This window comes from Vibrio sp. FF266, from assembly GCF_041439695.1.
Lineage (GTDB): Bacteria > Pseudomonadota > Gammaproteobacteria > Enterobacterales > Vibrionaceae > Vibrio > Vibrio tasmaniensis_A.
Genome location: NZ_JBGOOO010000023.1, coordinates 49,769 through 73,065, shown reverse-complemented (window position 1 = coordinate 73,065; position 23,297 = coordinate 49,769). Strand labels below are relative to the sequence as shown.

The following is a 23,297-nucleotide window of genomic DNA, read 5'->3' as shown; positions in this document are numbered from 1 at the left end:
AAATCTGCCGGCACTGCCTTCGATGGTTCGAATCCGTCTCCCTCCACCATATTCTCCTTAATTGGAAAATCGAAAAGCCAACTCATTGAGTTGGCTTTTTTCGTTTCTGAGCTCTGTATCCTTCTAAACGTGTCTTTCTAAACTTATCTTTCTAAACACCGCCCTCAACTTACTAAACACCAACCCAATACTGCAAAAAAGACTAAGCGAACTAGCCTATTCAAACATCAGTGATCCCACACTTCAACATGACGCTCACAAACCAGATAAGCAACGCAGCCTAAGCAATTGGTCGATACATGTTCTTTGTCGGTTCACCACGTGTTAGTCATATTGGCATTGCTCCGTGAATCTAAAACACTTCTCCCCTCCCTCCCAAAAAAAGCTCAAAGCCAATTTCCCTGCTGCGACTTACAGATACCTATCATTAGACACAAAAAAGCCCCTGCTGATTTCTCAGCAGGGGCTTTGAATTATTTGCCGTTATTCCGAATAACTACATCATATTGATGTTTAGTTAAATCGTGGAATTAACCTTGAATACCAACAATTAACCAAGGTGCATTTTGAGTCGTTAGGTCACGCTCTAAGTGCCAGATATCAGTGATATCTTCTTCAATGCCGTCTGCGGTGTCACGGTAGCGACCGCTAAACTGAAGGCTTAGCTGTGCTTTACTACCATCGTGATCTGCGCGAACGATTTCAGCATCAACGTACATTACGTCTGTGTGCTGATCACCGTCTAGCTTGTTACGCTCAGCTTTTAGGTCTTCAAATAGGCTTGGAGATACGTATTCTTCAATCGTGTTTAGCTCGTTGTGATTCCATGCACCTTGCAGTGTACGGTAGTGCTCACGAGAACCGTTGATGAATGCCGCTTGATCAAAACCTGGTGGGTAGTTATGTGGAACATCGCTTTGTGCACCAAAACCGAAACCACCAGCGCTATTTTGCGAATGAGGTTGTGATTGAGGCTGTGCTTGCTCGAAGTTATGAACATTTGGTTGTTGCTTAGGTTGTTCAAACTTGTTCTGACCCATGCCGCCGAATGCTGGCTGTTGGCCACGTGCATTCTGCTGATTCATTGAGCCCTGCTTCGCACCCAACATTCCGCGTAGGAATTTAAACGCTAGGAAAGCAATCAGACCCATGATTAAAATATCCATGAACTGGATACCTTCAAATGCGCCACCAAAGAATGCAGCTAAAAGACCACCAGCAAGTAAACCACCTAGCAGACCGCCCATAAGGCCTTTCTTGCTAGAGTTAGCTGCTGCTGTTTTCTTGCCCGTTTGATCTTGTCGGATCGAATTTGTGTTTTGTTGTTTTGGTGCTGGAGCCGTTTTAAAGCTTTTGCCAAATGACTTACCACCACCAAACTTTTTCGCTTCCGCGATTGGCGTCACCGCGACTGTTACCAACAGGATCGCGACTAGTGAGAAAAATCGTTTCATTATTATCCTTTATAGGTTTTTTTATCTTTCGACACCTTAATCATACTCGTTAACAAAGAACAATGAAATATTCACGACGTTTACACATGTATCATAATATTGCGGCTATTAATTGATTACTAAACTAGCGAAGGGATTGACGGCACTCTGGGGCAGCATTAAAATATTGAACGATGTTCATTTAATAGAAAGTACTCATGGCAAGACGAAACGATCATACTCGCGAACAATTAGTGCAATTAACCTTAAAGACGGTAACCGACTTCTTAGAAGAGCACTCTTATCACGAGCTAAGTCTACGTAAAATTGCCAATATGATTGGCTATGTCCCTAGCACCTTGGTGAATGTATTTGGTAACTACAACCTACTCCTTTTACACGTTGTTGCTCAAACATTAGATGAACTGTCGTCCCAATCTGCTTCTGCTGTTGAACAATCGAGCAACCCTCAACAGGCTCTTTTTAATCTTGCATACTGCTATCACGATTTTGCACAAAAACACCCTCACCGTTGGCAGCTTATCTTTGAGCACAACATGAATGGTGAAAACCTTCCTGAATGGCAATCGAACCGTATTGATAGAATGACAGGTATGTTAGAGCAATTGCTGGTAGCTATTGCTCCTGAACACACAGAAAGCGAAGTCATTAAAGCCAGCCGTGTATTATGGTCTGGAGTACATGGAATTACTCTACTTAGCGTTGATGATAAATTTTTCGCCTCTGAACCTATCGATGGTAAAGAGTTGATCAATAACCTAATCTCAAACTACTTAACCAACTGGTAATCATTCAAGGAAAGACAATGAACAACAGCAGCCAATCTTCGCTGTTAACGCAAAAAAGGTTCCTACCCTACTTTATTACTCAATTTCTAGGCGCCTTTAATGACAACATATTCAAAAATGTTCTGTTACTGTTTGTTGCTTTCGCAAGCGTAGATACGCTGCCTATTTCCAGCAATCTATTCATTAATTTGGCCGCTGGTCTTTTTATTCTGCCCTTCTTCCTGTTTTCTGCTTTGGCTGGTGTACTGGCTGACAAATACGAAAAATCTTGGTTTATACGTAAAGTTAAGCTCCTTGAAGTGGCGATCATGTCACTGGGTGCGATCGGGTTTATCTACGAAAGCTACGGGATACTACTCCTACTTCTGTTCCTAATGGGAACGCAAAGTGCCTTCTTTGGCCCGGTGAAATACGCACTGCTTCCACAACAATTGGAAACCAAAGAGCTGGTATCCGGCAACGCTTTAGTCGAAACCGGCACATTCTTAGCCATCCTTATTGGTACTCTAGGTGCCGGTATTATTGCATCTGAAGAAAGCGCGAAGCTCATTGCCGCGGTATGTATTGTTTCTTTCGCCGTGCTTGGCTATGTATCAAGCTGCTTTATTCCACAAGCGCCGAGTAACGCACCAGATCTGAAAGTAAAGTGGCAGCCAGTAAAGCTAACCCGCGCGACACTGGCGATTGCAAAAAAAGATCGCCCAACGTTTCAAGCTCTGATGTCTATCAGCTGGTTCTGGTTCCTTGGCGCTGCTTATCTAACTCAGTTTCCAAACTTCACAAAGCTCCACTTGAACGGCACTGAAAGCTCGGTTGCCTTTTTGTTAGCTCTATTCTCGGTCGGTATTGCGATAGGTTCTTTGGCTTGCGATAAGTTATCAAATCACAGAATTGAAATCGGCATCGTACCAATGGGTAGCCTAGGTATGTCGATTTTTGGGCTATTGATGGCGATATCCATTCCTGAGTCCTTGCCTGAATTTACTTCTTTCCATCAATTCGTGACGTATTCAGAGCTGTGGCCGCTGTTTGCTTATCTTCTGCTCTTGGGTGTCTCTGGCGGTATCTTCATTGTTCCTCTGTATTCTCTGATGCAGTTACGAGCGAAACCAGATGAACGCGCTCAAGTGATTGCCGGGCTCAACATCTACAATTCACTATTCATGGTGGGAAGCGCCGTTTTAGGTATTGTTTGCCTGAGTGTTCTCGATCTTTCTATTCCACAACTATTTGTGTTGCTCGCGATAGGGAATACTTTGGTTATGCTGTACCTGTTTTATCAGGTGCCTATCTACGCTTTCCGTTTCTTTACATGGGTGGTCACTCACACCATGTACCGAGTTAAGCACAAGAACTTACACCATCTTCCAGAGAATGGCGGCGCACTGATCGTTTGCAACCATGTGAGTTATATGGATGCACTGCTTCTGAGTGCGGTTTGCCCTCGCTTGATTCGGTTTGTGATGGAAGAGGATTACGCCAAGCTGCCTCCACTACGTCGATTCTTAAAAAGAGCAGGAGTTATTCCAATCTCCGCAGCCAACCGAAACTCGATTAGAAACGCTTTCAAAGAAGTTGAACGTGCCCTAGATGAAGGGCACATCGTGTGTATTTTCCCTGAAGGCAAGCTAACCGCTGATGGCGAAGTAGCCGAATTCATGCGTGGCATGGAGCTGATTATCAAACGATCTCCTGTACCTGTGATTCCAATGGCACTTAAAGGGTTATGGGGCAGTTACTTCAGTCGTTATAAAGGTCAAGCTTTCAAGGGACTACCCACCCGTTTCAGGGCCAAGTTAGAGATAGAAGCTGCCGAACCTATGCTAGCCAAGGAAGCTTCATGCGACACGCTTCGACAGTCAGTCTCTGATCTTCGCGGCTCACTACGCTAAATAACCAAGCCTTTATTCATATCAGCTGAACAAACGTTTAGTTTTACTTAACGTTTGTTCAATTCATTTAGACTTACTTACCATTGCGTTAAGCGTATAGTCTTCCACTACGCTGCCAATACTAGACGCGACGAATTAAATATAATGAATCTAAAAAAGTCTGTTCCATTTTATCTTGCTGCTCTGTTTTGCTTAACCCCATGGGTGAGTTCACCGACGGCACTCGTGATCGGCTTCCTTCTTGCGAGCTTAGGTTTAGTCCCTGAGCATCTAGAAGTGGGCAAACTCACCAAAAAGCTACTGGCCTACTCGATTGTCGGCTTAGGTTTTGGCATTCAGTTTGAGAAAGCATTAGCGGTAACAGGCGATGGTATTGGCCTCATTGTAACGACGATTATTGGTACCTTGGTCATTGGTTGGTTCTTGGCAAAACGCATGGGATTAGATCGCACCACGGGTTACCTTATCTCTTCTGGTACCGCAATTTGTGGTGGTAGCGCCATTGCCGCCGTAGCACCGGCCATCAAAGCCGATGATGAACAGATTGGCTTAGCGTTAGCCACTGTATTTGTGTTGAACTCAGTCGCCCTTTTCTTGTTCCCAATGATTGGCCATGCACTAGAGTTAAGCCAACAAACTTTCGGAACATGGGCTGCCATCGCGATTCACGATACATCTTCTGTAGTAGGCGCAGCATCAGCATATGGCGAAGAAGCACTGACCACAGCAACCACATTGAAGCTCGCTCGCGCACTTTGGATTATCCCAATCGCGTTAGTCAGCGCAATGATCTTCAAGAACGATCAAAAGAAGATTACGATTCCTTACTTCATTTTCTTCTATTGCGCTGCTATTGCTGTTAGTGACTTATTGCCACAATTTGAGATGGTCTATCAAGGTATCTTTGATGTGTCTAAGCGTGCATTGGTGGTGTGTCTATTCTTGATTGGTTGCGGTATTTCAGTTGAGAAGCTTAAAGCTGCTGGGCCGAAGCCATTGATGTTTGGTATTACAATGTGGACGATGATTTCGACAGGCTCATTAGCGTGGTTAACGCTTACCTGATGCATCTAATACGTAAAGAAGCGCTGTAGATTGGTTAACTTGTTAAGCAGACAAACAGATTAGCGAATGACAAAACAAAAAGGCAAAGCTCTAATGGGCTTTGCCCCTATCGTTTTTAGTGAAAATATCGTTTGTAGTAAAGATATTCTTTGTTACAACAATCACAAATCAAACAGGGGCTTATCACTCTTCTTGCTCTCTCTTTTCATTAAAACAAGTACCACAACCAGCACAAATGCAGTAAGTTCAGCCAATGAACGAGTCAGTCCTGACGAAACGAGCGCTTGGCCTATCTGCAGCAAAACCGCAATGATGAGGGCAACTTTCATAATAAGACCTTATTCTATAATCCGTTATTTATAGAGCTTATTATGATGGATGGTTATAAAGATAATAAATTCTGTTTTGAACTATCTAATTGCTAAATTAACTAACCTAGCGTAACTGCCCCTCTAGCCACTTAATAAACGTTCTTACCTTAGGTCGCTTTTCAGTGCCTAACGGACAGATCAATTCGTATCCTTTATCAGTATCCATACTTGGATAAGGCGTTATGAGCTCACCAGTCTCAATGTACGGCTTTACAAAATGATAGCGCCCCATTGCCACGCCGATATTATGCAGAGCACTCTGTACGCCCATATCGCGATGACTCACACAATAAAACTGCTCAAACAGATTTACATCGAGTTGATTGTGCTTGATCCAACGCTGCCACACATCAGAGCCTAACGCATGAATGAAATTAATCCGGTGTAACGACTCTAAACCATCATCAAAGATGTCGTGTTCAGCGGCATAACTCGGCGTACACACCGGAATATACTTTTCACCAAACAGACGCTGTCGATGCATATCTTTGAGATCTTCAGCACCATAGTAAATGGCGACATCGAGATGATTTTGATGAAAGTCTTGCTCTTCTTGAGAGAAAATATTGAGGTTGAACTTTGGGTATCGCTGTTTGAAATCAGCTAGCCTTGGTAGCAACCAACTGTTAGCGAAGGCAGGACTGGTACCGATATTGATCTGACCATACAAGTCTGTGTTGGTAATGTCTTCGATCTCGCCAAAAATAGAGCTCAACGACTTCGATAACGTGCGTTGAAAGCGTTGCCCTTCTTCGGTCAATTCCAGTTTACGAGTGCCTCGCACAAATAAGTTAAACCCAAGCTCTCCTTCCAACACTTTGATTCGATGGCTAACGGCTCCCTGAGTCAGATGCAACTTTTTCGCGGCTAGCGTAAAGCTCATTTTCTCTGCAGCAACATTAAATGTATGAAGGTTTCTCAGTAAAGATTGATGGTTAGCCATACGAACTCATGCATTAAAAATTTTAATTCATACTACTACCCGTTTCGTTTGTTTGCATTAAGAAATAAGTTTCTAATAGCCGCAGTTACTTAAAATCCTGCCTCGATCAATATTTAACTCCATACGTTGACGAGCAGAAACATTAAAAAAATTAATTACAAACTTAGGGGCACGTATGAATATACTTGGGTATATGCAAAAAGTAGGTAAGGCATTGATGGTTCCCGTAGCCACACTGCCAGCTGCAGCAATCCTTATGGGGATCGGCTACTGGTTGGATCCTGTTGGTTGGGGTTCTGAAAGTATCCTAGCCGCATTCTTGATCAAATCAGGTGGTGCGATCATCGACAACATGGCGGTTCTGTTCGCGGTGGGTGTCGCCTTTGGTTTAAGCCGTGATAAGAATGGTTCTGCGGCACTGTCTGGTTTTGTGATGTTCCTAGTCGTCACCACGCTACTTGCTCCGGGCTCAGTTGCTCAATTGATGGATGTTGAGTTAAGTGAAGTACCAGCGGCATTCGGAAAAATCAGCAACCAATTCGTGGGTATTATTGTCGGTATTATTTCCGCTGAAATCTATAACCGCTACTCCACCGTTGATCTTCCTCAAGCTTTAGCTTTCTTCAGCGGTAAGCGTTTGGTTCCTATCCTTACCTCAATCGCAGGTATGGCGCTCTCTTTTGCCCTTCTTTACATCTGGCCTGCTGTTTACGATGCTCTGATCGTTCTAGGAATTAAACTAGAAAGCATGGGCGCAGTTGGTGCTGGTCTGTTTGGCTTCTTCAACCGTTTGTTCCTATCAGTCGGCATGCACCACGCCCTTTATCCTGTGTTCTGGTTCGACGTTGTGGGTATTAACGATATTCCAAACTTCCTCGGCGGTGCACAATCTATCGCTAACGGTACGGGTATTCCGGGTAAAACTGGCATGTACCAAGCAGGCTTCTTCCCTATCATGATGTTTGGTTTACCAGCAGCAGCATTGGCGATGTACCACTGCGCTGACGCGAAAAACAAGAACCAAGTATTCGCAATCATGCTTGCCGCAGCAATGGCTTCGTTCTTCACAGGCATCACTGAGCCTCTAGAGTTCAGCTTTATGTTTCTAGCACCTGTATTGTTCCTAGTGCACGCTGTGTTAACAGGTCTGTCGCTTTACATTGCAGCAAGCATGGAATGGATGGCAGGCTTCGGCTTCTCTGCAGGCTTTGTTGACTTAGTGCTATCAAGCCAAAACCCGTTAGCAACTAACTGGTACATGTTATTAGTTCAAGGTGTGGTGTTCTTCGCGCTTTACTACGGTATTTTCCGTTTCGCTATCATCAAGTTCAATCTACGTACTCCGGGTCGTGGTGAAGAGATGGAAGCAGAAAGCGAGACAGAATCTCCAGAAGCGTTAATTAGCCTAACCAACAACTACATCGAAGCTATTGGTGGTGCAGGCAACATTCTAGAAGTCGACAACTGTATTACTCGCTTACGCTTAACAGTAAAAGACTCGTCAGCAGCAGACAGTGACAAACTGAAAAAACTAGGTGCTGCAGGCGTCGTTCCTATTGGAAAAGGTGGCCTACAAGTCATTATCGGTTTAGGTAAGGTAGATAAGGTTGCTGAACAAATGAAGAAGGCACTCGCTTAAGCTAAACAGCCAGATGCAAAGATAAAACCCTTAATAACCAGATAAAATATTAAGAATTTGTGATGGCTTCACCACCGTCACAACCCCCTGAAGCGCAATTACGACTAGTCACCGTGTATTGCGCTTCGTTTTATTGTTCTCAGTTCTATTTAGAACGTATCTGCTGTAACCACTGTGCCAATCCTGCGCGTGAAACCTTAATGCCTAGCTGTTCTTGATGAGGCATTCGATAGTACTCGACAGGAAATTTGAACCGCTCAAGACGGCCATTCAATTGCTCAGCAAACCACTCTTTGGTTGGCAGTTCAGCACAATCCACAATAGCGACGGGTCGAAACCCGAACTCATCATCTTCAATTGGAACGATAAACGCCTGATTGATTAAAGATAACTGATTCAGTGCTCGTTCAATTTCTTCACAGTGGATATTCTCTCCCCCAGAAATAAACTGATTATCAGCGCGACCAATGATCGACACTTGTTCGCCATCCCATTCGCCGAGGTCTTTACTGTCGAACCAACTGTTCTCATCCACCAATGGTGTTAACTCGCCCTGATAGTAATAACCAGAAGCAAGCGTATTGCCGCCAATAAAGATACGTTGATCTTCAATTTTTAACTGGCGTTGGTCGAGAACAAAACCTGCAGTATTACTAGAATCGACTGGCTTCGCGGTCACTGTTGAAGCCGCTTCTGTCATGCCATATCCAAGCCAAGTTTCAATGCCCATTTGTTGAGCTTCAAGCCCTAGCGCTTCTGGAATATGGCTCCCACCCAACAACACATGGGTTAAAGTAAGTGCTTGCTTACCCTTTAATAACCTATGCAGCTGAGTAGCGACCAATGAAGCATGGCTACAACCTTCGATGTCTGATTCAAGCTTGCCTGACCCTATTTTGATGCATCCACCAGCCACCAACCAACGATGGACAATCGCCAATCCTGACACATGGTACACCGGTAGGCTAAGCAACCAAGTGCCAGCTTGTTCAAAGTTGAAAACGTCTAGTAAACCCTGAGCAGAACATAAGTGTTGCTGCAACGTGTGAGCCACCGCTTTCGGGTTTCCGATAGAGCCAGAAGTGAATACGATGCTCGCAAGGTTTTGAGGATTAAAGTTAGGATTTTGCGATATTGTTGGTTTGTCATCACCATCGACCTTAACTTCGTTAAAGCAAGGTAACGTCACCAATACAGTCTTGAGGTCAACAGCATCAGAATGATCTAACCCACAGCTATCTAATAGCCAAAGGTAACGTCTGTCTAGCTGACCATAAAGGGATTCAAACTTCTGCGTTAAACGAGCTTTCGGCTGAGGCATGGTAAACGCACAAACCACACCCAAATTAAGTGCGGCAAGATAAACTGGAATCACTTCAGCTTGGTTCTTACCAACAATGGTCAACACATCGCCTTCAGATAGGCCTTGATGAGATAGCTGTTGTTGGTACTCACTCACCAGCACAGACACTTGCTGCCAAGTGTAAGCGCGGTTAGGAATCACTAACGCTGTTTGATGTGGGTTTTGCTGCGCCCACTGTACCCAAAGCGGGTGATGATTAGATTGTGGGCGCATCATAAGATAACCAAGTTATAGATTGAGAACGGTCTAAGCTAATCGAACGATCAGCCTAAAGAAGACCAAATCAATTGTTGCTGTTCAAGAGTAGAAACCGGAAGCTGACAACCCGGCCATGAGACTTCTAGCTGTTGTTGATACAAGCCAATCGTATCAAGCCCTGGAACTTCATTAGGCAAGTACTGTTGTGCCAATCGAGCAATCTGAGTTAAGCCAAGGCTAGACTCTATGCTTGAGCTTAGTACAGGTTTAATACCAAGTTGTTGCGCGCGTTCAATGATAGCAACACAACGCTCTACTGAGCCAATCAAGGTTGGCTTAATCACTACCGCCTTAACACCCGTTAAATCACTAAGATCAAACTCAGGGCTTCGCACCGCTTCTTGTAGTGTCTCATCCCATGCAATCGCCACACCGTGGTCGATGGCAAAGGCCAAGCTGTCTTCTGGTTTCTGACAAGGCTCTTCAATAAAGCTAATGCGCTGACGAAGTGACGGCGAAATATATTTAATGAACTGCTTCGCTTTCTCTGGCTTCCACGCACGGTTGGCATCAAGCCTTAGGGTCAAATCAGGGATCGACTCAAGGAATAAGCTGACAAGCATGCCATCACGAATCGCTTCGTAGAGACCGACTTTCACTTTGGCGACCTTCTCGCCTTTCATCTCATTCAGCACAGGGATCAATTCATCTGGATCTCCTGTACACAAAGGCGCTGCTTGGTAGTTACCTTCAGCGTTGAGTTCACCTCGTAATTCCATCATCGCCATCGAAAAACCGAAGGCAACAGAAGGATATAGCTCATCAAAAGGCGTTTGAGGGTTATTGTGGCTCCAAAGCTCTAATTCGTGTTGCAGCTGAATGCCAGCTTGTTCGGCATCTTCTTGGCTAAAACCTGGCAGAGGCGCAACTTCACCAAAACCAGTTTTACCATCACACTCAAGTTGGATGATATAGCCAACGCGTTCGTTCAACTTATTGTCACGAAGAATCACACCACTATCCATAGGTAGTTGATAACGGTAGAGTTTAGCGTGACGCTGAGAATTCACTGAGTTCATAAAGTTTCCTAAAAAACGGGGAACATCAAAACAAAACGAGCCGCTATTAGCGACTCATTTTAAAGAAGAGAAAGACTATGGGTTACGCGGAAATTTGTCGAAATCAGGTCGACGCTTCTCGTTAAATGCGTTTCGGCCTTCTTGGCCTTCTTCTGTCATGTAGAACATCATGGTTGCGTTACCCGCCAACTCTTGAAGGCCTGCTTGGCCGTCACAGTCTGCGTTTAGTGCGGCTTTCAAGCAACGCAGTGCCATTGGGCTGTGTTGAAGAACTTCACGACACCAACGAACCGTTTCTTTTTCTAGGTCGGCAACAGGCACTACAGTGTTTACTAGACCCATGTCCAATGCTTCTTGGGCATCGTAGAAACGACACAAGAACCAGATTTCACGCGCTTTCTTTTGACCAACGATACGAGCCATGTAAGAAGCCCCCCAACCGCCATCGAATGAACCTACTTTAGGACCCGTCTGACCAAACTGAGCGTTTTCAGCTGCAATGGTCAGGTCTGCCATCATGTGAAGAACATGACCGCCACCGACTGCCCAGCCCGATACCGCTGCGATAACCGGTTTTGGACAAGTACGAATTTGACGTTGGAAATCAAGCACGTTCAGGTGATGTGTACCTGAATCATCTTGATAACCACCGTAGTCACCACGGATACTTTGGTCACCACCAGAACAGAACGCCTTCTCACCAAGACCCGTCAAAATGATTACGCCAACCTTCTCGTCATAACGAGCATCAGCCAATGCATTGATCATCTCTTTTACGGTTTGTGGACGGAACGCATTGTGGACTTGAGGACGAGCAATCGTGATTTTCGCAATACCGTCGTCAGACTTGTGGTACTGAATATCTTCAAATTGACTGCTTTCATCGCGCCAGTTAACTGCTGCGTAAAGTTCTTCTTCTGTGATGCCTACTGTTTTAGCCATGGTGATTCCCATTGTTCTATTAGAGACCACGACTAACGAATAGTCGTGACGGTGTTGCTCTGCTTTTGATAGTGCTTGATACGAGAGAACCGCTCAGTCAGTTTAGCGGCGACTGGCGATACATTGGATGATCAGGTTGGAAAACAACTCTGGTTGCTCAAAATGAACATTATGACCAGCGTAATCAACCTGACTATATTCAAAGCCACTATTCTCAGCTAGCTCCATGAATTTACGATCTTTTTCACCACACACATAATGCAATTGATGCTCATGAGATTTCAATGTGGCACGTAAATCCGGTTGCTTAGCTAACGAAGTAGATAACAACATATTTGCTACGGATACTCCAAGGTTACCACTACGCTTTATGACCAAAGTTTGTCTTTGCTCATGATTTAGTGAAGAAAAGACGCTTTGTTGATACCAATCGTCTAAAACATCTTCAATCGACTGCTGCGCAAAACGGACAGCCCATTGCGTATCATGTACTAACCTTTGTGCTCGTTCTTCATCACGCTCCAGACCAAAGTTGCCACCTTCAATAATGACTTTCTTAAGATTGAGCGTTTCGAAGCAAGGGCTTGTCACCCCATACATGGCAAGCCTACCACCCATAGAGTAGCCAATCACCACGATAGGATAATCCGCAGGAAGATCGTTGAGCGCAAGTTGAGAAGTGATGCACTGAACGATTTTCTTGCAGCAATGATCAAAGCCTACCGGATCGATAAAGCGACTTTGTCCGTGCCCGGGCAAATCTATGCAAAGACGAGGAAACTCCTCTAGATATGGATGACATGCGCTCCAATCATCCCCGCTTCCGAGTAAACCATGTAGAAAAACAAGCAAAGGTTTGTCAGAAGATTCTTGTACAGCTGGGTAATAATTGGAGTAAAGCATGTTAAGTCCTTAGGCTAATGCCTCGATGAGCATTGCACTGAATTGTTTCAACAAAGTAGCCGCTTGTTCGGGAGGCGTCTTAACTTCAACGAGCAAGGTACCCTGACCCTGCTCGAAATGTTGTTCGATAATAGTTTGGTAGCCGTTCAAGGTTTCTGGCGCAGCATAACCAAGCTGGAATTGCGCAGCGGCATGTTCAAAACTGAAACCATGAGGCATTTGATAAAGTGACTGTTTTTGCTGCTCTGGTACAGGCAACAAATCAAAGATCGCACCACCGTCATTGTTTGTCACAACAATAACCATCGGCGTTGAATTATGAGTCAGCAGAGCCAGCGAATTGAGGTCGTAGAGCAAAGAGGTATCACCAATCAACATCAACAACGGATTCTGGTTGATTTTCAACACGCCCGCAGAAGTTGCCACTAAGCCATCGATGCCCGATGCGCCACGATTACTGTAAACTTGATTTGCAGATATTGATGACAACATATCCACCAGCCTTACCATCAAGCTGTTTCCCACAAACAACTCTCTGTCTTTAAGTCTAGTCGACAAGTCAACTGCAACGCTCAACTCGGTCAGTTGGTCATTATTGGATATTTGTGCCAATGCCAATTGTTGAACCGTATTCGCGATTTCGACCAAAGGTGCAGCCCAACCTGCATGTTGACCTAACAAGGTAGGTAAATGCTGTTCTGACACCCATGACTCGATATCAGCAACGATATGGGTTTGAGGCAGATGATCTTGGTTGATTCGGTGCGTATCTGGTGACACAACAATGTATTGTGACGAGCAGAATGATGAAGCTTGCGACTTTATCCAATGATTAAGGCGCTTAGAAACGATACGCTCACCAAATTGGAGAATAAAATTACACTGATTTAGCTTCTCTTTGGCTGAGCTACTTTGTAACCAGAGATCATAATGCTTCCAATCACTGTTCACGCCTGATTGAGGGTCACAAAAAACTGGCCAGCCTAATGCAGTGGCAAACTGCTGAGCTTTTGTCGCTTGTTCAATATCGAGCGAACCGAGAATAACCACACCCTTACGTCCAAGATACTCACCTGGAGCAATCGGTTGTGTATTCACTTGATTAGGTAAAAACGTTTGGCTGTAACAACCTGTTCCCGATTTCCACCCAGAGATACTGGATGTGTACTGTGCATACATTTCAGCGCTACTTGTTGAATACAAAGGCTCAGGAAATGGACAGTTGATATGAATCGCACCGCCAACACTTTGTTGGTTCGCAAGTACGCTATCAACCGATGTCAGAAGCCAATTCAAAGAAGTCTGTGTTGTTGGGCTGGGCAGATTTAAAGAGCTTTCAACATGAGACGAAAAGATACCCTGTTGCTGAATTGCTTGATTCGCCCCACAACCAACCAAGTCTATTGGTCGATCAGACGTCAGCAAGATCAGCTTCTCTCGTGTCAAACCCGATTCAGCCGTCGCAGGAAGAAGGTTCGCAACGGCTGTACCAGAGGTAACAATCACGGCAACTGGCTTACCACTCGCTTTAGCTAAACCTAGAGCAAAAAAACCGAGACCACGCTCGTCAAAGTGCGTGTGTAAAGTTAACTTTGGATTGGCTTCGGCTTCGAGTGTCAATGGTGTTGAGCGAGAACCCGGTGCAACACAAACATGTTCAATACCGCTGCGTGCAAGCTCCTCCAGTAACGTCTTACACCAAACTCTATTTAATACGGCTTGGTCATGATTCATGATGCGACACCCAGTAATGGATGGTCTGAAATTAGGCTAAGTAAAGTTGACATCTTCTTATTCAATTCTTGCCACTCATATTCGGCTACAGATCCCGGCACGATCCCCGCACCCGCAAACAGTTGTACCTGATCGTTTACAATCAAGGCACTTCGAATCGCTACACAAAATTCCGCTCTCTGATGGCTGATATAACCCACAGAACCAGCATACCACCCTCGAGCAAACGGTTCGTGTTCAAGAATGAAATCCATCGCCTCTTTACGCGGTAAACCAGCCACCGCAGCAGTCGGCTGTAATGCAGCAAGCAACTGTACACCGTTAACGCCATTGTTAAGCTGGGCGTGGATATTACGCTTAAGATGCTGCACCTTACGCAAGCGCACAAGACGCGTATCCTTTTCAACATGAACCGTTTGAGAATGAGGAGTGAGGCGCTCAATGATGTCGTCAACCACATACTGGTTCTCATTGAGGTTTTTAGTGTCTTGTGAAAGCCAGTTTGCTAGTTCCATATCCTCGGTCGAGTTTTCTCCTCGGCCAATGGTTCCTGCAAGCGCTTCCGTATCAAGCTCACTACCATATCGGCTATATAAGCGCTCAGGCGTCGAACCAATGAAACTGTGTTTAGAGTCCAGTACCAACATAAAGTGGAAACTGTGATGATTTTGCAAATAGCTGGCTTTAAGCAACTGAGCCGCGCAGATTGGCGCATCCAATTGCAATGTGGTTTTACGCGCTAAAACGACTTTCTTGTACTCTTCGTCGCTAATGCCTTTCAGCACTTTATCGACAAGGTTGCCCCACAGCTCTCGTTCTGGAACGTGGTTAATCTGCTCAATATGCGCCGACAAAGGGGCCAATATCGCCGCTTCGACAGAAAGCTTATTTAGAGCATTAATAGAAGCAACGCGATCAGGAGATAAGTTGACGGCTAACGACCAAGTCTTGTCAAAGCGGATCAGTTCAACCTGAGGAAGGAAGAAAAACGATTCCATGCAACGACGGTTTTTTGCGGTGTGCCCGTCAAACGAGCGCCCACCCCAGATTCGTTGGTCTTCACCAAGAATTGCGTACGCGGGAGCGGGATCAGAAAAAGTATGTAATTGCCCGAGCGCAACGACCTCTTCACGAGTATCACGTGACTGCCAATAAAACTTAGGAAAGAGTGGTTGAGCATGAAGCCATTCAATAAATGCAAACGATGGTTTTTGCGTTAGAACTTCAACACAACGCACTTCGCTTGCTTGGGCATTTTGTACTCGCTCAATCAAAGCGGAGACAGTTTGCTGGAAATGTGACAAATCGACCTCGTTCACATCTAAATTATTATTATATTAGTTTGATACTTTATGGGCAGCACCAACTTAGATCAAGAATGTACGATATCTTTCGAACATTCGTGTGATTTTAAGCGATCCCGCCTCTTTATTCATCTTAGCCAACAACAAACAAGCGATTAATTAAAATTTAGAAAAGAGTGACAACAAAAAGACCAAACGTGACACTGAAATACGACATTCATCAGATTTTTATTCTATCAAACCCCGTTTTGCGGTACTTTAATAAAGTATTTAAATTAATTTCAGGAAATCGGCAATGCAAAATATCGGGATGTCGTCAAAACTCAACAGCGTATGCTACGAAATCAGGGGGCCTGTACTCAAACATGCTAAGCGTATGGAAGAAGAAGGGCATAAAATACTGAAGCTTAATATCGGTAACCCCGCCCCATTTGGTTTTGACGCCCCTGATGAAATCCTTGTTGATGTAATCCGTAACCTACCGACATCTCAAGGTTACTGTGACTCAAAAGGCATCTATTCAGCCCGCAAAGCGGTTGTTCAACACTACCAGAAAAAAGGCCTCCGTAACCTTGATGTAGAAGATGTTTACATTGGTAACGGCGCATCAGAGCTTATCGTTATGTCTATGCAAGCGCTACTGGATAATGGTGATGAAATCTTAGTTCCCGCTCCGGACTACCCACTATGGACAGCGTCTGTTGCGCTTTCTGGCGGCACGCCGGTTCACTACATGTGTGATGAAGATGCTGATTGGTATCCAGATCTAGACGACATGCGAGCGAAGATCTCACCAAAGACTCGCGGCATCGTTCTTATCAATCCGAACAACCCAACGGGCGCGGTATACAGCCGTGATTTCCTATTACAAGTTGTTGAGATTGCTCGTGAGCACGGTTTGATCATCTTCGCTGATGAAATCTACGACAAAGTACTTTACGACGGTGCGGTACACACTTCAGTTGCAACGCTTGCCGAAGACGTACTCATGGTGACATTCAACGGTCTGTCTAAGGCTTACCGTGTATGTGGGTTCCGTGGTGGTTGGATGTTCTTAACGGGTCCGAAACACATAGCGAAAGGCTATGTCGAAGGGCTAGAAATGCTCGCCTCGATGCGTTTGTGTGCCAACGTGCCAATGCAACACGCCATCCAAACGGCACTGGGTGGTTATCAGAGTATCAACGAACTGATTCTTCCTGGTGGTCGACTGCTTGAGCAACGTGACCGTGCATGGGAACTGATCAACAAGATCCCTGGCGTTTCTTGTGTGAAACCAAAAGGCGCGATGTACCTGTTCCCTAAGATCGACACCAAGATGTACAACATCAAAGACGATCAGAAATTCGTACTCGACTTCCTTAAGCAAGAGAAAGTGTTATTGGTTCAAGGTACTGGCTTCAACTGGCCGAAACCGGATCACTTCCGCATCGTGACTCTACCGCACATCGAAGATCTAGAAATCGCGATTGGTCGCCTAGAGCGCTTCTTACAGACTTACAGCCAAGACGACCTCGTCGAAGGTTAATTAGCACAAAGAAAGATGACTACAATTTGCTGTTTTAAAAGACTTTAACTTGTAATCAATCACTTCTATGCTTAAAAGGCTCCTGTTTGGGAGCCTTTTTTGTATCCGCTGTCTCGTGTCCCTGTGCAAACACAAGATACGAGTGGAGCATTGCTTATACCAATCACAGTAAGTAAGTGTTCAGAAATAGCGCAGGGAAAAAACTTGAGAACAAGGCAGATTTTTTTGGTAAGTAGTTATTCTACAATCAAAAATTCTAACAAAGTTATCGAGTTTTTTAACAAGCTAGGATGACCAGTTATTTACTACGATTGGTACTAAAAGGACTCTTATGAAACAAAGCCATTTCTTTGCCCATCTTGCCCGTATGAAGCTGATTCAACGCTGGCCCCTGATGCGCTCAGTCTCAAGCGAGAACATTTCAGAGCATAGCCTACAGGTCGCTTTCGTCGCCCACGCCTTGGCGCTTATCAAAAACAAGAAGTTTGATGGCAAACTCAACCCAGAACACATTGCTCTGCTTGGCATGTACCACGATACCAGTGAAGTGCTAACAGGTGATTTGCCGACGCCAGTTAAATACTACAATCCAGACATCGCACAAGAGTATAAGAAGATAGAAGCGGCAGCAGAGCAAAGACTGCTTTCAATGCTGCCAGAAGAGTTCCGAGACGACTTATCCCCGTTTTTGATATCTGGAACAGCAAACAAAGAAGAGCAAAGCATCGTTAAGCAAGCCGACACCATCTGTGCTTACCTGAAATGCTTGGAAGAACTCAGCGCAGGTAATCATGAATACGAACAGGCCAAACGCAGGCTTGAAGAGACGCTATCACAACGTAAAAGCCCGGAAATGGACTACTTTCTCACCACATTTGCGCCGAGCTTTGAATTATCACTAGACGAGATAAGCTAACTGGGTATAAGTTGAGTGTAATTAGCTAAATAAATCAATTTGATAGGTGCTATTTTGAATTCTCCACTCGAACCACCATTTAAACTCGAACAAGAATGGCAACATCGAAATGACGATGAACATAAAATAAGGCGTGATGACCACCGTAGCCCGTATCAACGCGATCGTGCGCGGGTGCTTCACTCTGCCGCTTTTCGCCGCCTCCAAGCAAAAACCCAAGTTCATGGCACCACGGTAAACGATTTCCACCGAACTCGCCTTACTCATTCGCTAGAAGCCGCTCAGCTAGGTACCGGTATCGTTGCCCAGCTGAAAAAAAAGCAGCCCGAGTTTCGAGATTTATTGCCTTCAGACAGTTTGATTGATTCATTGTGTCTTGCTCACGACATTGGCCACCCACCTTATGGGCACGGTGGCGAAGTCGCGTTGAACTATATGATGCGCGATCATGGTGGCTTTGAGGGCAATGCTCAAACATTTCGCATTGTCACGCAGCTAGAACCTTACACTGAACATCACGGGATGAACCTATCTCGACGCACTTTGTTAGGTTTGATTAAGTACCCTTCTCTGCTGAGTGAGGTTCAAGCTAAATTGCAGTCTGAACCCGTAAAGCATCAACGACAGCTCCGAGCTAAAGATTGGATGCCAGCAAAAGGCATCTACAATCATGATGAAGAGTTGTTTAACTGGGTGCTTGAACCGCTTTCAAGCAGCGACCAACAGCTCCTAAAACAGAAAAGAAAAACACACACCGAGCCTCTTGAACATAACAAGACCAAATATAAGTCGCTGGATTGTTCGATTATGGAGTTGGCTGATGACATCGCGTATGGCGTACACGATTTAGAAGATGCGATTGTGCTTGGCTCTGTGACCAAAGCTCAGTGGGTCGAATCGGCTTACCCTCAACTTAAAGAGATGGCCGATCCTTGGATTTGTGAACACCTAGATTCAATTACAGAGATGCTTTTCTCTGGTGAGCAGTATCGTCGAAAGGATGCGATTGGTGGGATAGTCAACGCTCTGTTGACCAGTATTTCGATTGAACGAGTAGATGCTAGATTTGAGAATGTACTGCTTGCTTACAATGCGGTGCTTGAACCGAGCATGGACGCCACACTCGACAAACTGAAACACTTTGTCAGCGAGTTCGTGATTCAAGTGCCACAGGTTCAAGTTATCGAATATAAAGGTCAGCAGATTATCATGGATATGTTTGAAGCATTCAGCGCAGATCCTGAACGCTTGCTGCCACTACCTATCAAGAAGCAATGGCTACAACATCAAGATGAGTCTCGAAAAATGCGCGTGATTGCGGATTACATATCATCCATGACCGATGATCTTGCACAGAAAATGCACCAGCAACTGTTCTCAGCTCATACTGAATTTTAATTTCTGACTCGTTCCAACGAAACTGGCTTAATCTAGGTAGTTTTTCTCAAACACGCCCGGCGGCATTTGATTGATTTGAAACTGAATCATTTGGTCAAATGCCGTTAGCAGAGGGCTAAAGTCTCGATCATTTTCTAACAAGCTCAACAGATGATAACCCGCCTCTACTGTCGAAAGGCTGTTTTCACTTGGCGCTTTGCGAATTCGGTAATTACCCTTGAGATCTTTCGGCAAGTGAACCGTATTCAACGCATGCAAGTTACTCGATACTTGCCACATCTTGAACGCCTTCTTCCAGGTGCCATCCAATAAAATCACACGCAGCTTCTTTTCAGGACATGTCGCCGACTCAACTGAAACAGAGTTTTCGCTTGGGTATAAAATCACATGTTGGTACTGTTCATCGCACAACAATGCGTTGAGTTGTTCATTGTCTGAAAAGTCTTCACCGACAAACGTCACACTGTTATTTAGAGATAACGAGAGGATACGCGCAGTTCCCATCGGGCGATGCTCTTCTGATGGGTGCTGAAGAATGATAAGCTCAACGTTCGATTCTAGTGGCGTAACCCACTGACATATACAAGCTTTCAAAGCCTTGCTGCATTGGCGGCAATAACGAGACATGGATTTAATGTGTACCCTGTTTTAATTTTCACTTCACTTTTATGCGTATTATTCCAACTAGAGCCTGTTCAGGCTTGGGTAGTTTGGGATAAAAATGCGATCGCCGATGGGCAATGGTGGCGGATCCTAACAGGAAACTTTTCACATACCAACTACTCGCACCTTCTGATGAATCTAGCCGGCTTATGGATCATCAGCTATCTGTTTCAACCGAGTAAAAAACAGCTTGCTCTTGCTCTGCTTGTGATTAGTTTAGTCACTGGGGTCGCTTTGTTGTTTTCGAGTATTCAGATCTATGTTGGCCTATCTGGCTCTTTGCATGGGTTATTTGGCTTATTCGCGCTCAGTGAGGCTTTAAACGTTAGGAGATCAAGTTGGCTGTTAGTGTTGGGATTAATCGTTAAAATCGCTTGGGAGCAGCTTGTTGGCCCTTCTAGCACGACTGGAGAACTGATTAATGCTCGTGTCGCGATTGAAGCCCACCTAGCAGGTGCACTGGCCGGAGGCTTCATATCTATCGCTTCATTTCTAACAAGTAGACAAACGGATTAAAGTTGAATTCTTTCGCGGTTCTTTTTAACCGTGGCTTCACCTATCCCTTTCACACTCACCAAATCATCAGCAGTCGTAAATGCCCCGTTTTGATCCCTGTAATCGACGATCTCTTGAGCTTTCTTATCCCCAACACCAACCAATAGCGCTGACAGCTCTTCAGCTGTCGCGGTATTGATATTGACCGTAATCTCAATGCCATCGTAAAGCTCTGCCTTAGTTGGGCTGTCTGCATACGCTGCGGGGCTTAACAGAATCAGAAATGTAAGAAATAATGTTGAATATATCGTGCGCATAAACCGTTCCTTTGTTCAAAAAACGTAACTTATGCATTTGCTGCGCTAGATAAAACACTCACCAGACAAAAATAAAGCGGGTCACCTAAGTGACCCGCTTCGTTATACATCTAATTTTCATCAATTTGTTAGCTAGCTCGCAAACCGAGTTGCTGCACTACTTTCAAGTTGTATTCTCAAGTTGCATTACTCGGCAGAAGACTACCGAGTAAATTCAAAGCTTATTGAGCTTGACCAACGATGTAGTATTCAACGTCTGCATTTTTACGCAGTACGTTTAGTACATTAGTAAGGTCTTGTTGATTACCAACGCGCTCTAACTGTGCACCAAGTTGTGTGCTGTAAGCAGGGTTGATTTCAGCCGTTACTTTAGAAAGCTCAACAACAACGATGTTACCGTCTTGATCTTTAGATTGACCGAACACAGCTTGGCCGGCTTCTGGTTTCACTAGAGCGAATACAGATGCAGCTAATGGAGAATTACGGTCAATGGTTTCAAGTTCAGTAAACTCAAGGCTGTTATCCGCCAGTACCGCTTCATTACCTTGCTTAAGTTCGTTTACTAGAGAAACACCTAGCTCTACCGCTTGTTGCTCTGCTTTTACAGCAGACAATGCAGCTACAACTTGATCTTTCACTTCTGCTAAAGGAAGAACTGTTTCGTCGCGAGTCTCTTCTACACGTACAACAATAACGTGCTCAGGAGCCACTTCGATAACTTCAGAGTTCAAACCGTCTTCTTTCACTTCAGGGCTCAAGATAGCTTGCATTACTGCAGGCGTCATCAGAACTTCTGGAGCGTCAGCTTGAGAGATGAAATCAGTCGTCGTGATCTTCGCGTTGATAGCTTCAGCAGAGTCGTCTAGAGAATCTGGGAATTCAAACGCTACTTTTTCAAGTTCAGTTTGTTGCTCGTAGAACTGATCAACGGCGTGTTGGTCTAGAAGCTCTTGCTTAATATCAGTAGCAACTTCAGTGTAAGGCTGAGCTTGAGATGCTTTTACTTCGTCTAGCTTGATGATGTGGTAGCCAAAATCAGATTTAACTAAGCCAGTCGTATCGCCAATATTCTCAAGAGCGAAAGCCGCCTCTTCGAATGCTGGATCCATAACATCGCGTTCAATCCAACCTAGGTCACCGCCAACATCTGCACTACCGAAGTCGTCAGATTTTTCTTCTGCTAGCGTAGCAAAATCAGCACCTGCATTTAGCTCGTCTAGGATAGACTGAGCTTTCGCTTCGTCATCACCTTGAACTAGAATGTGGCTAACTTTACGTTGCTCTTCAGTAGAGTACTTGTCTAGATGCTCTTGGTAGTATTTCTGTGCTTCCTCATCGCTAACTTCAAGTTGCGATTTAAGTGCTTCAGCAGAAAGTTCGATGTAAGACACCTTAGCCTGCTCTGGACGAGTGTAAGCCGCAGGGTTCTCTTGGTAGTACTGTTCGATTTGCTCGTCAGTTAACTCGATATTTTTCGCTAGGTCAGCAACAGATAGTGTCACTGTGCGAATGTCACGAGTTTGAGCAATAAGCTTGCTCTGAATATCAATTTCGCCTTGAAGAACAAATTCACTGCCTTGAAGTGCAGTAACAAACTGGTTACGCATTAGGTCACGACGCATGTATTCAGCGAAGCTTTCTGCGCTGAAACCTGCACGACGTAATGCCGATTGGTAAACTTCTTGGTCGAATTGACCAGCCGTTTGAAACTGAGGCATTTCTAGAATCATGGTACGGATTTGAGAATCACTGATTCGTAGGCCTAGAGACTCTGCTTGCTGCTCAAGTAGAACATCGTTGATCATGCGATCAAGTACTGACTTACGGAAAGACTCAACGTATGCAGGGTCTGCAAGCATTTGAGCGAAGTAATCGCCAAGTTGAGATTGCATGCGATTACGTTCGTTTTGGTAAGCTTGTTCGAACTCACCACGAGCAATTTCTGTGTTGCCAACTTTAGCTGCTGCGTTGTTACCGCCACCGGTGATGTAGCTGCCTACACCTGCGAATACGAATGACAGGATAATCAACCCAAGGATAATTTTTACCGCGATGCTATTCACGCCTTCGCGTAATCGATCCATCATAATTTAAGTGCTCTCCGGATATGAAGCATTGGCTTCAAAATAAAAATCTATTCACGCGATATTATCAGAAAAAGAAATGCGCATCAGTAGGATGCGCATAATTTAAATAAGTTCAATGTGCTTTGCACATATACTGTTTAAAAATGAAACATCATTGTTCAAACAGTAAACGCATATTACTGCCTTCCCCTCACAAAACTCGAGGTTTCAGCAACAAA

20 protein-coding genes are annotated in these 23,297 nt (G+C 44.7%); 8 read left to right on the top strand and 12 right to left on the bottom strand.

From position 1 onward, the window contains the following. Positions 1–530: 530 nt before the first annotated feature. Positions 531–1,454 carry a Tim44 domain-containing protein gene (locus ACED59_RS16590; protein WP_009847262.1) on the bottom strand — a complete coding sequence of 308 codons (924 nt, stop codon included), beginning with the start codon at positions 1,452–1,454 and terminating at the stop codon, positions 531–533. A gap of 197 nt (positions 1,455–1,651) precedes the next feature. Here ACED59_RS16590 and ACED59_RS16585 point away from each other — a divergent pair, with 197 nt between their 5' ends. The 3 genes from ACED59_RS16585 (at position 1,652) to ACED59_RS16575 (ending at position 5,199) form a co-directional block, all read left to right on the top strand. Continuing rightward, positions 1,652–2,242, top strand: a complete 591-nt coding sequence (locus tag ACED59_RS16585; RefSeq protein ID WP_012604487.1) for a TetR/AcrR family transcriptional regulator — start codon at positions 1,652–1,654, stop codon at positions 2,240–2,242. A 17-nt stretch (positions 2,243–2,259) separates the two neighbouring features. Beyond that, the gene (locus ACED59_RS16580) at positions 2,260–4,134 is read left to right on the top strand and encodes an MFS transporter (RefSeq protein WP_017098791.1); all 1,875 of its coding nucleotides are present in this window, start codon (positions 2,260–2,262) and stop codon (positions 4,132–4,134) included. Positions 4,135–4,278: 144 nt separating this feature from the next. Beyond that, the gene (locus ACED59_RS16575) at positions 4,279–5,199 is read left to right on the top strand and encodes a YeiH family protein (protein WP_029224038.1); all 921 of its coding nucleotides are present in this window, start codon (positions 4,279–4,281) and stop codon (positions 5,197–5,199) included. A 161-nt stretch (positions 5,200–5,360) separates the two neighbouring features. Here ACED59_RS16575 and ACED59_RS16570 read toward each other — a convergent pair whose 3' ends face one another. Both ACED59_RS16570 and ACED59_RS16565 read right to left on the bottom strand, forming a co-directional pair. Continuing rightward, positions 5,361–5,528 (bottom strand): hypothetical protein, encoded by a 168-nt coding sequence (locus ACED59_RS16570; protein ID WP_009847266.1) that lies wholly within the window; start codon positions 5,526–5,528, stop codon positions 5,361–5,363. Between the two features lie 106 nt (positions 5,529–5,634). Then, complete coding sequence (locus ACED59_RS16565; protein ID WP_017098789.1) at positions 5,635–6,513, bottom strand: LysR substrate-binding domain-containing protein; 879 nt, start codon at positions 6,511–6,513, stop codon at positions 5,635–5,637. Between the two features lie 193 nt (positions 6,514–6,706). Between ACED59_RS16565 and nagE the strand changes: the two genes are divergently transcribed. Further along, on the top strand, positions 6,707–8,152 hold the full coding sequence (gene nagE / locus ACED59_RS16560; RefSeq protein ID WP_029224037.1) for an N-acetylglucosamine-specific PTS transporter subunit IIBC: 1,446 nt from the start codon (positions 6,707–6,709) through the stop codon (positions 8,150–8,152). 145 nt (positions 8,153–8,297) lie between these two features. Here the strand turns inward: nagE and menE are convergent, their stop codons facing one another. From menE to ACED59_RS16530, 6 genes are all read right to left on the bottom strand, one after another. Next, positions 8,298–9,731 (bottom strand): o-succinylbenzoate--CoA ligase, encoded by a 1,434-nt coding sequence (gene menE / locus ACED59_RS16555; RefSeq protein WP_017098787.1) that lies wholly within the window; start codon positions 9,729–9,731, stop codon positions 8,298–8,300. 47 nt (positions 9,732–9,778) lie between these two features. Further along, entirely contained in the window at positions 9,779–10,792 is a 1,014-nt protein-coding gene (gene menC, locus ACED59_RS16550) for an o-succinylbenzoate synthase (RefSeq protein WP_017098786.1), read from the bottom strand. 75 nt (positions 10,793–10,867) lie between these two features. Then, complete coding sequence (menB, locus tag ACED59_RS16545; protein ID WP_010439547.1) at positions 10,868–11,734, bottom strand: 1,4-dihydroxy-2-naphthoyl-CoA synthase; 867 nt, start codon at positions 11,732–11,734, stop codon at positions 10,868–10,870. A gap of 102 nt (positions 11,735–11,836) precedes the next feature. Further along, the gene (menH, locus tag ACED59_RS16540; RefSeq protein WP_009847272.1) at positions 11,837–12,637 is read right to left on the bottom strand and encodes a 2-succinyl-6-hydroxy-2,4-cyclohexadiene-1-carboxylate synthase; all 801 of its coding nucleotides are present in this window, start codon (positions 12,635–12,637) and stop codon (positions 11,837–11,839) included. A gap of 9 nt (positions 12,638–12,646) precedes the next feature. After that, entirely contained in the window at positions 12,647–14,371 is a 1,725-nt protein-coding gene (gene menD, locus ACED59_RS16535) for a 2-succinyl-5-enolpyruvyl-6-hydroxy-3-cyclohexene-1-carboxylic-acid synthase (protein WP_017098785.1), read from the bottom strand. After that, entirely contained in the window at positions 14,368–15,675 is a 1,308-nt protein-coding gene (locus ACED59_RS16530) for an isochorismate synthase MenF (protein WP_029224036.1), read from the bottom strand. The genes menD and ACED59_RS16530 overlap by 4 nt, the downstream gene beginning before the upstream one ends. Before the next feature lie 295 nt (positions 15,676–15,970). On the opposite strand from ACED59_RS16530, the gene ACED59_RS16525 reads away from it, so the two are divergent. The 3 genes from ACED59_RS16525 to ACED59_RS16515 all read left to right on the top strand — a co-directional run bounded on the left by ACED59_RS16525 (position 15,971) and on the right by ACED59_RS16515 (position 19,517). Further along, positions 15,971–17,203, top strand: coding sequence for a pyridoxal phosphate-dependent aminotransferase (locus tag ACED59_RS16525; RefSeq protein ID WP_017098783.1), 1,233 nt, complete (start codon positions 15,971–15,973; stop codon positions 17,201–17,203). 331 nt (positions 17,204–17,534) lie between these two features. After that, on the top strand, positions 17,535–18,119 hold the full coding sequence (gene yfbR / locus ACED59_RS16520) for a 5'-deoxynucleotidase (protein ID WP_017098782.1): 585 nt from the start codon (positions 17,535–17,537) through the stop codon (positions 18,117–18,119). A gap of 54 nt (positions 18,120–18,173) precedes the next feature. Next, a complete protein-coding gene (locus tag ACED59_RS16515; RefSeq protein ID WP_017098781.1) occupies positions 18,174–19,517 on the top strand; it encodes an anti-phage deoxyguanosine triphosphatase in 1,344 nt (447 codons plus the stop codon). 27 nt (positions 19,518–19,544) lie between these two features. On the opposite strand, the gene ACED59_RS16510 is transcribed toward ACED59_RS16515, so the two are convergent. Continuing rightward, positions 19,545–20,144: a tRNA-uridine aminocarboxypropyltransferase gene (locus ACED59_RS16510; RefSeq protein WP_017098780.1), complete on the bottom strand. Its 600-nt coding sequence runs from the start codon at positions 20,142–20,144 to the stop codon at positions 19,545–19,547. 9 nt (positions 20,145–20,153) lie between these two features. Here ACED59_RS16510 and rrtA point away from each other — a divergent pair, with 9 nt between their 5' ends. Beyond that, a complete protein-coding gene (gene rrtA / locus ACED59_RS16505; RefSeq protein WP_017098779.1) occupies positions 20,154–20,696 on the top strand; it encodes a rhombosortase in 543 nt (180 codons plus the stop codon). On the opposite strand, the gene ACED59_RS16500 is transcribed toward rrtA, so the two are convergent. Then, entirely contained in the window at positions 20,693–20,992 is a 300-nt protein-coding gene (locus tag ACED59_RS16500; RefSeq protein ID WP_012604502.1) for a ComEA family DNA-binding protein, read from the bottom strand. The genes rrtA and ACED59_RS16500 overlap by 4 nt on opposite strands. A gap of 221 nt (positions 20,993–21,213) precedes the next feature. Beyond that, a complete protein-coding gene (gene ppiD / locus ACED59_RS16495; protein ID WP_017098778.1) occupies positions 21,214–23,079 on the bottom strand; it encodes a peptidylprolyl isomerase in 1,866 nt (621 codons plus the stop codon). Positions 23,080–23,297 lie beyond the last annotated feature (218 nt).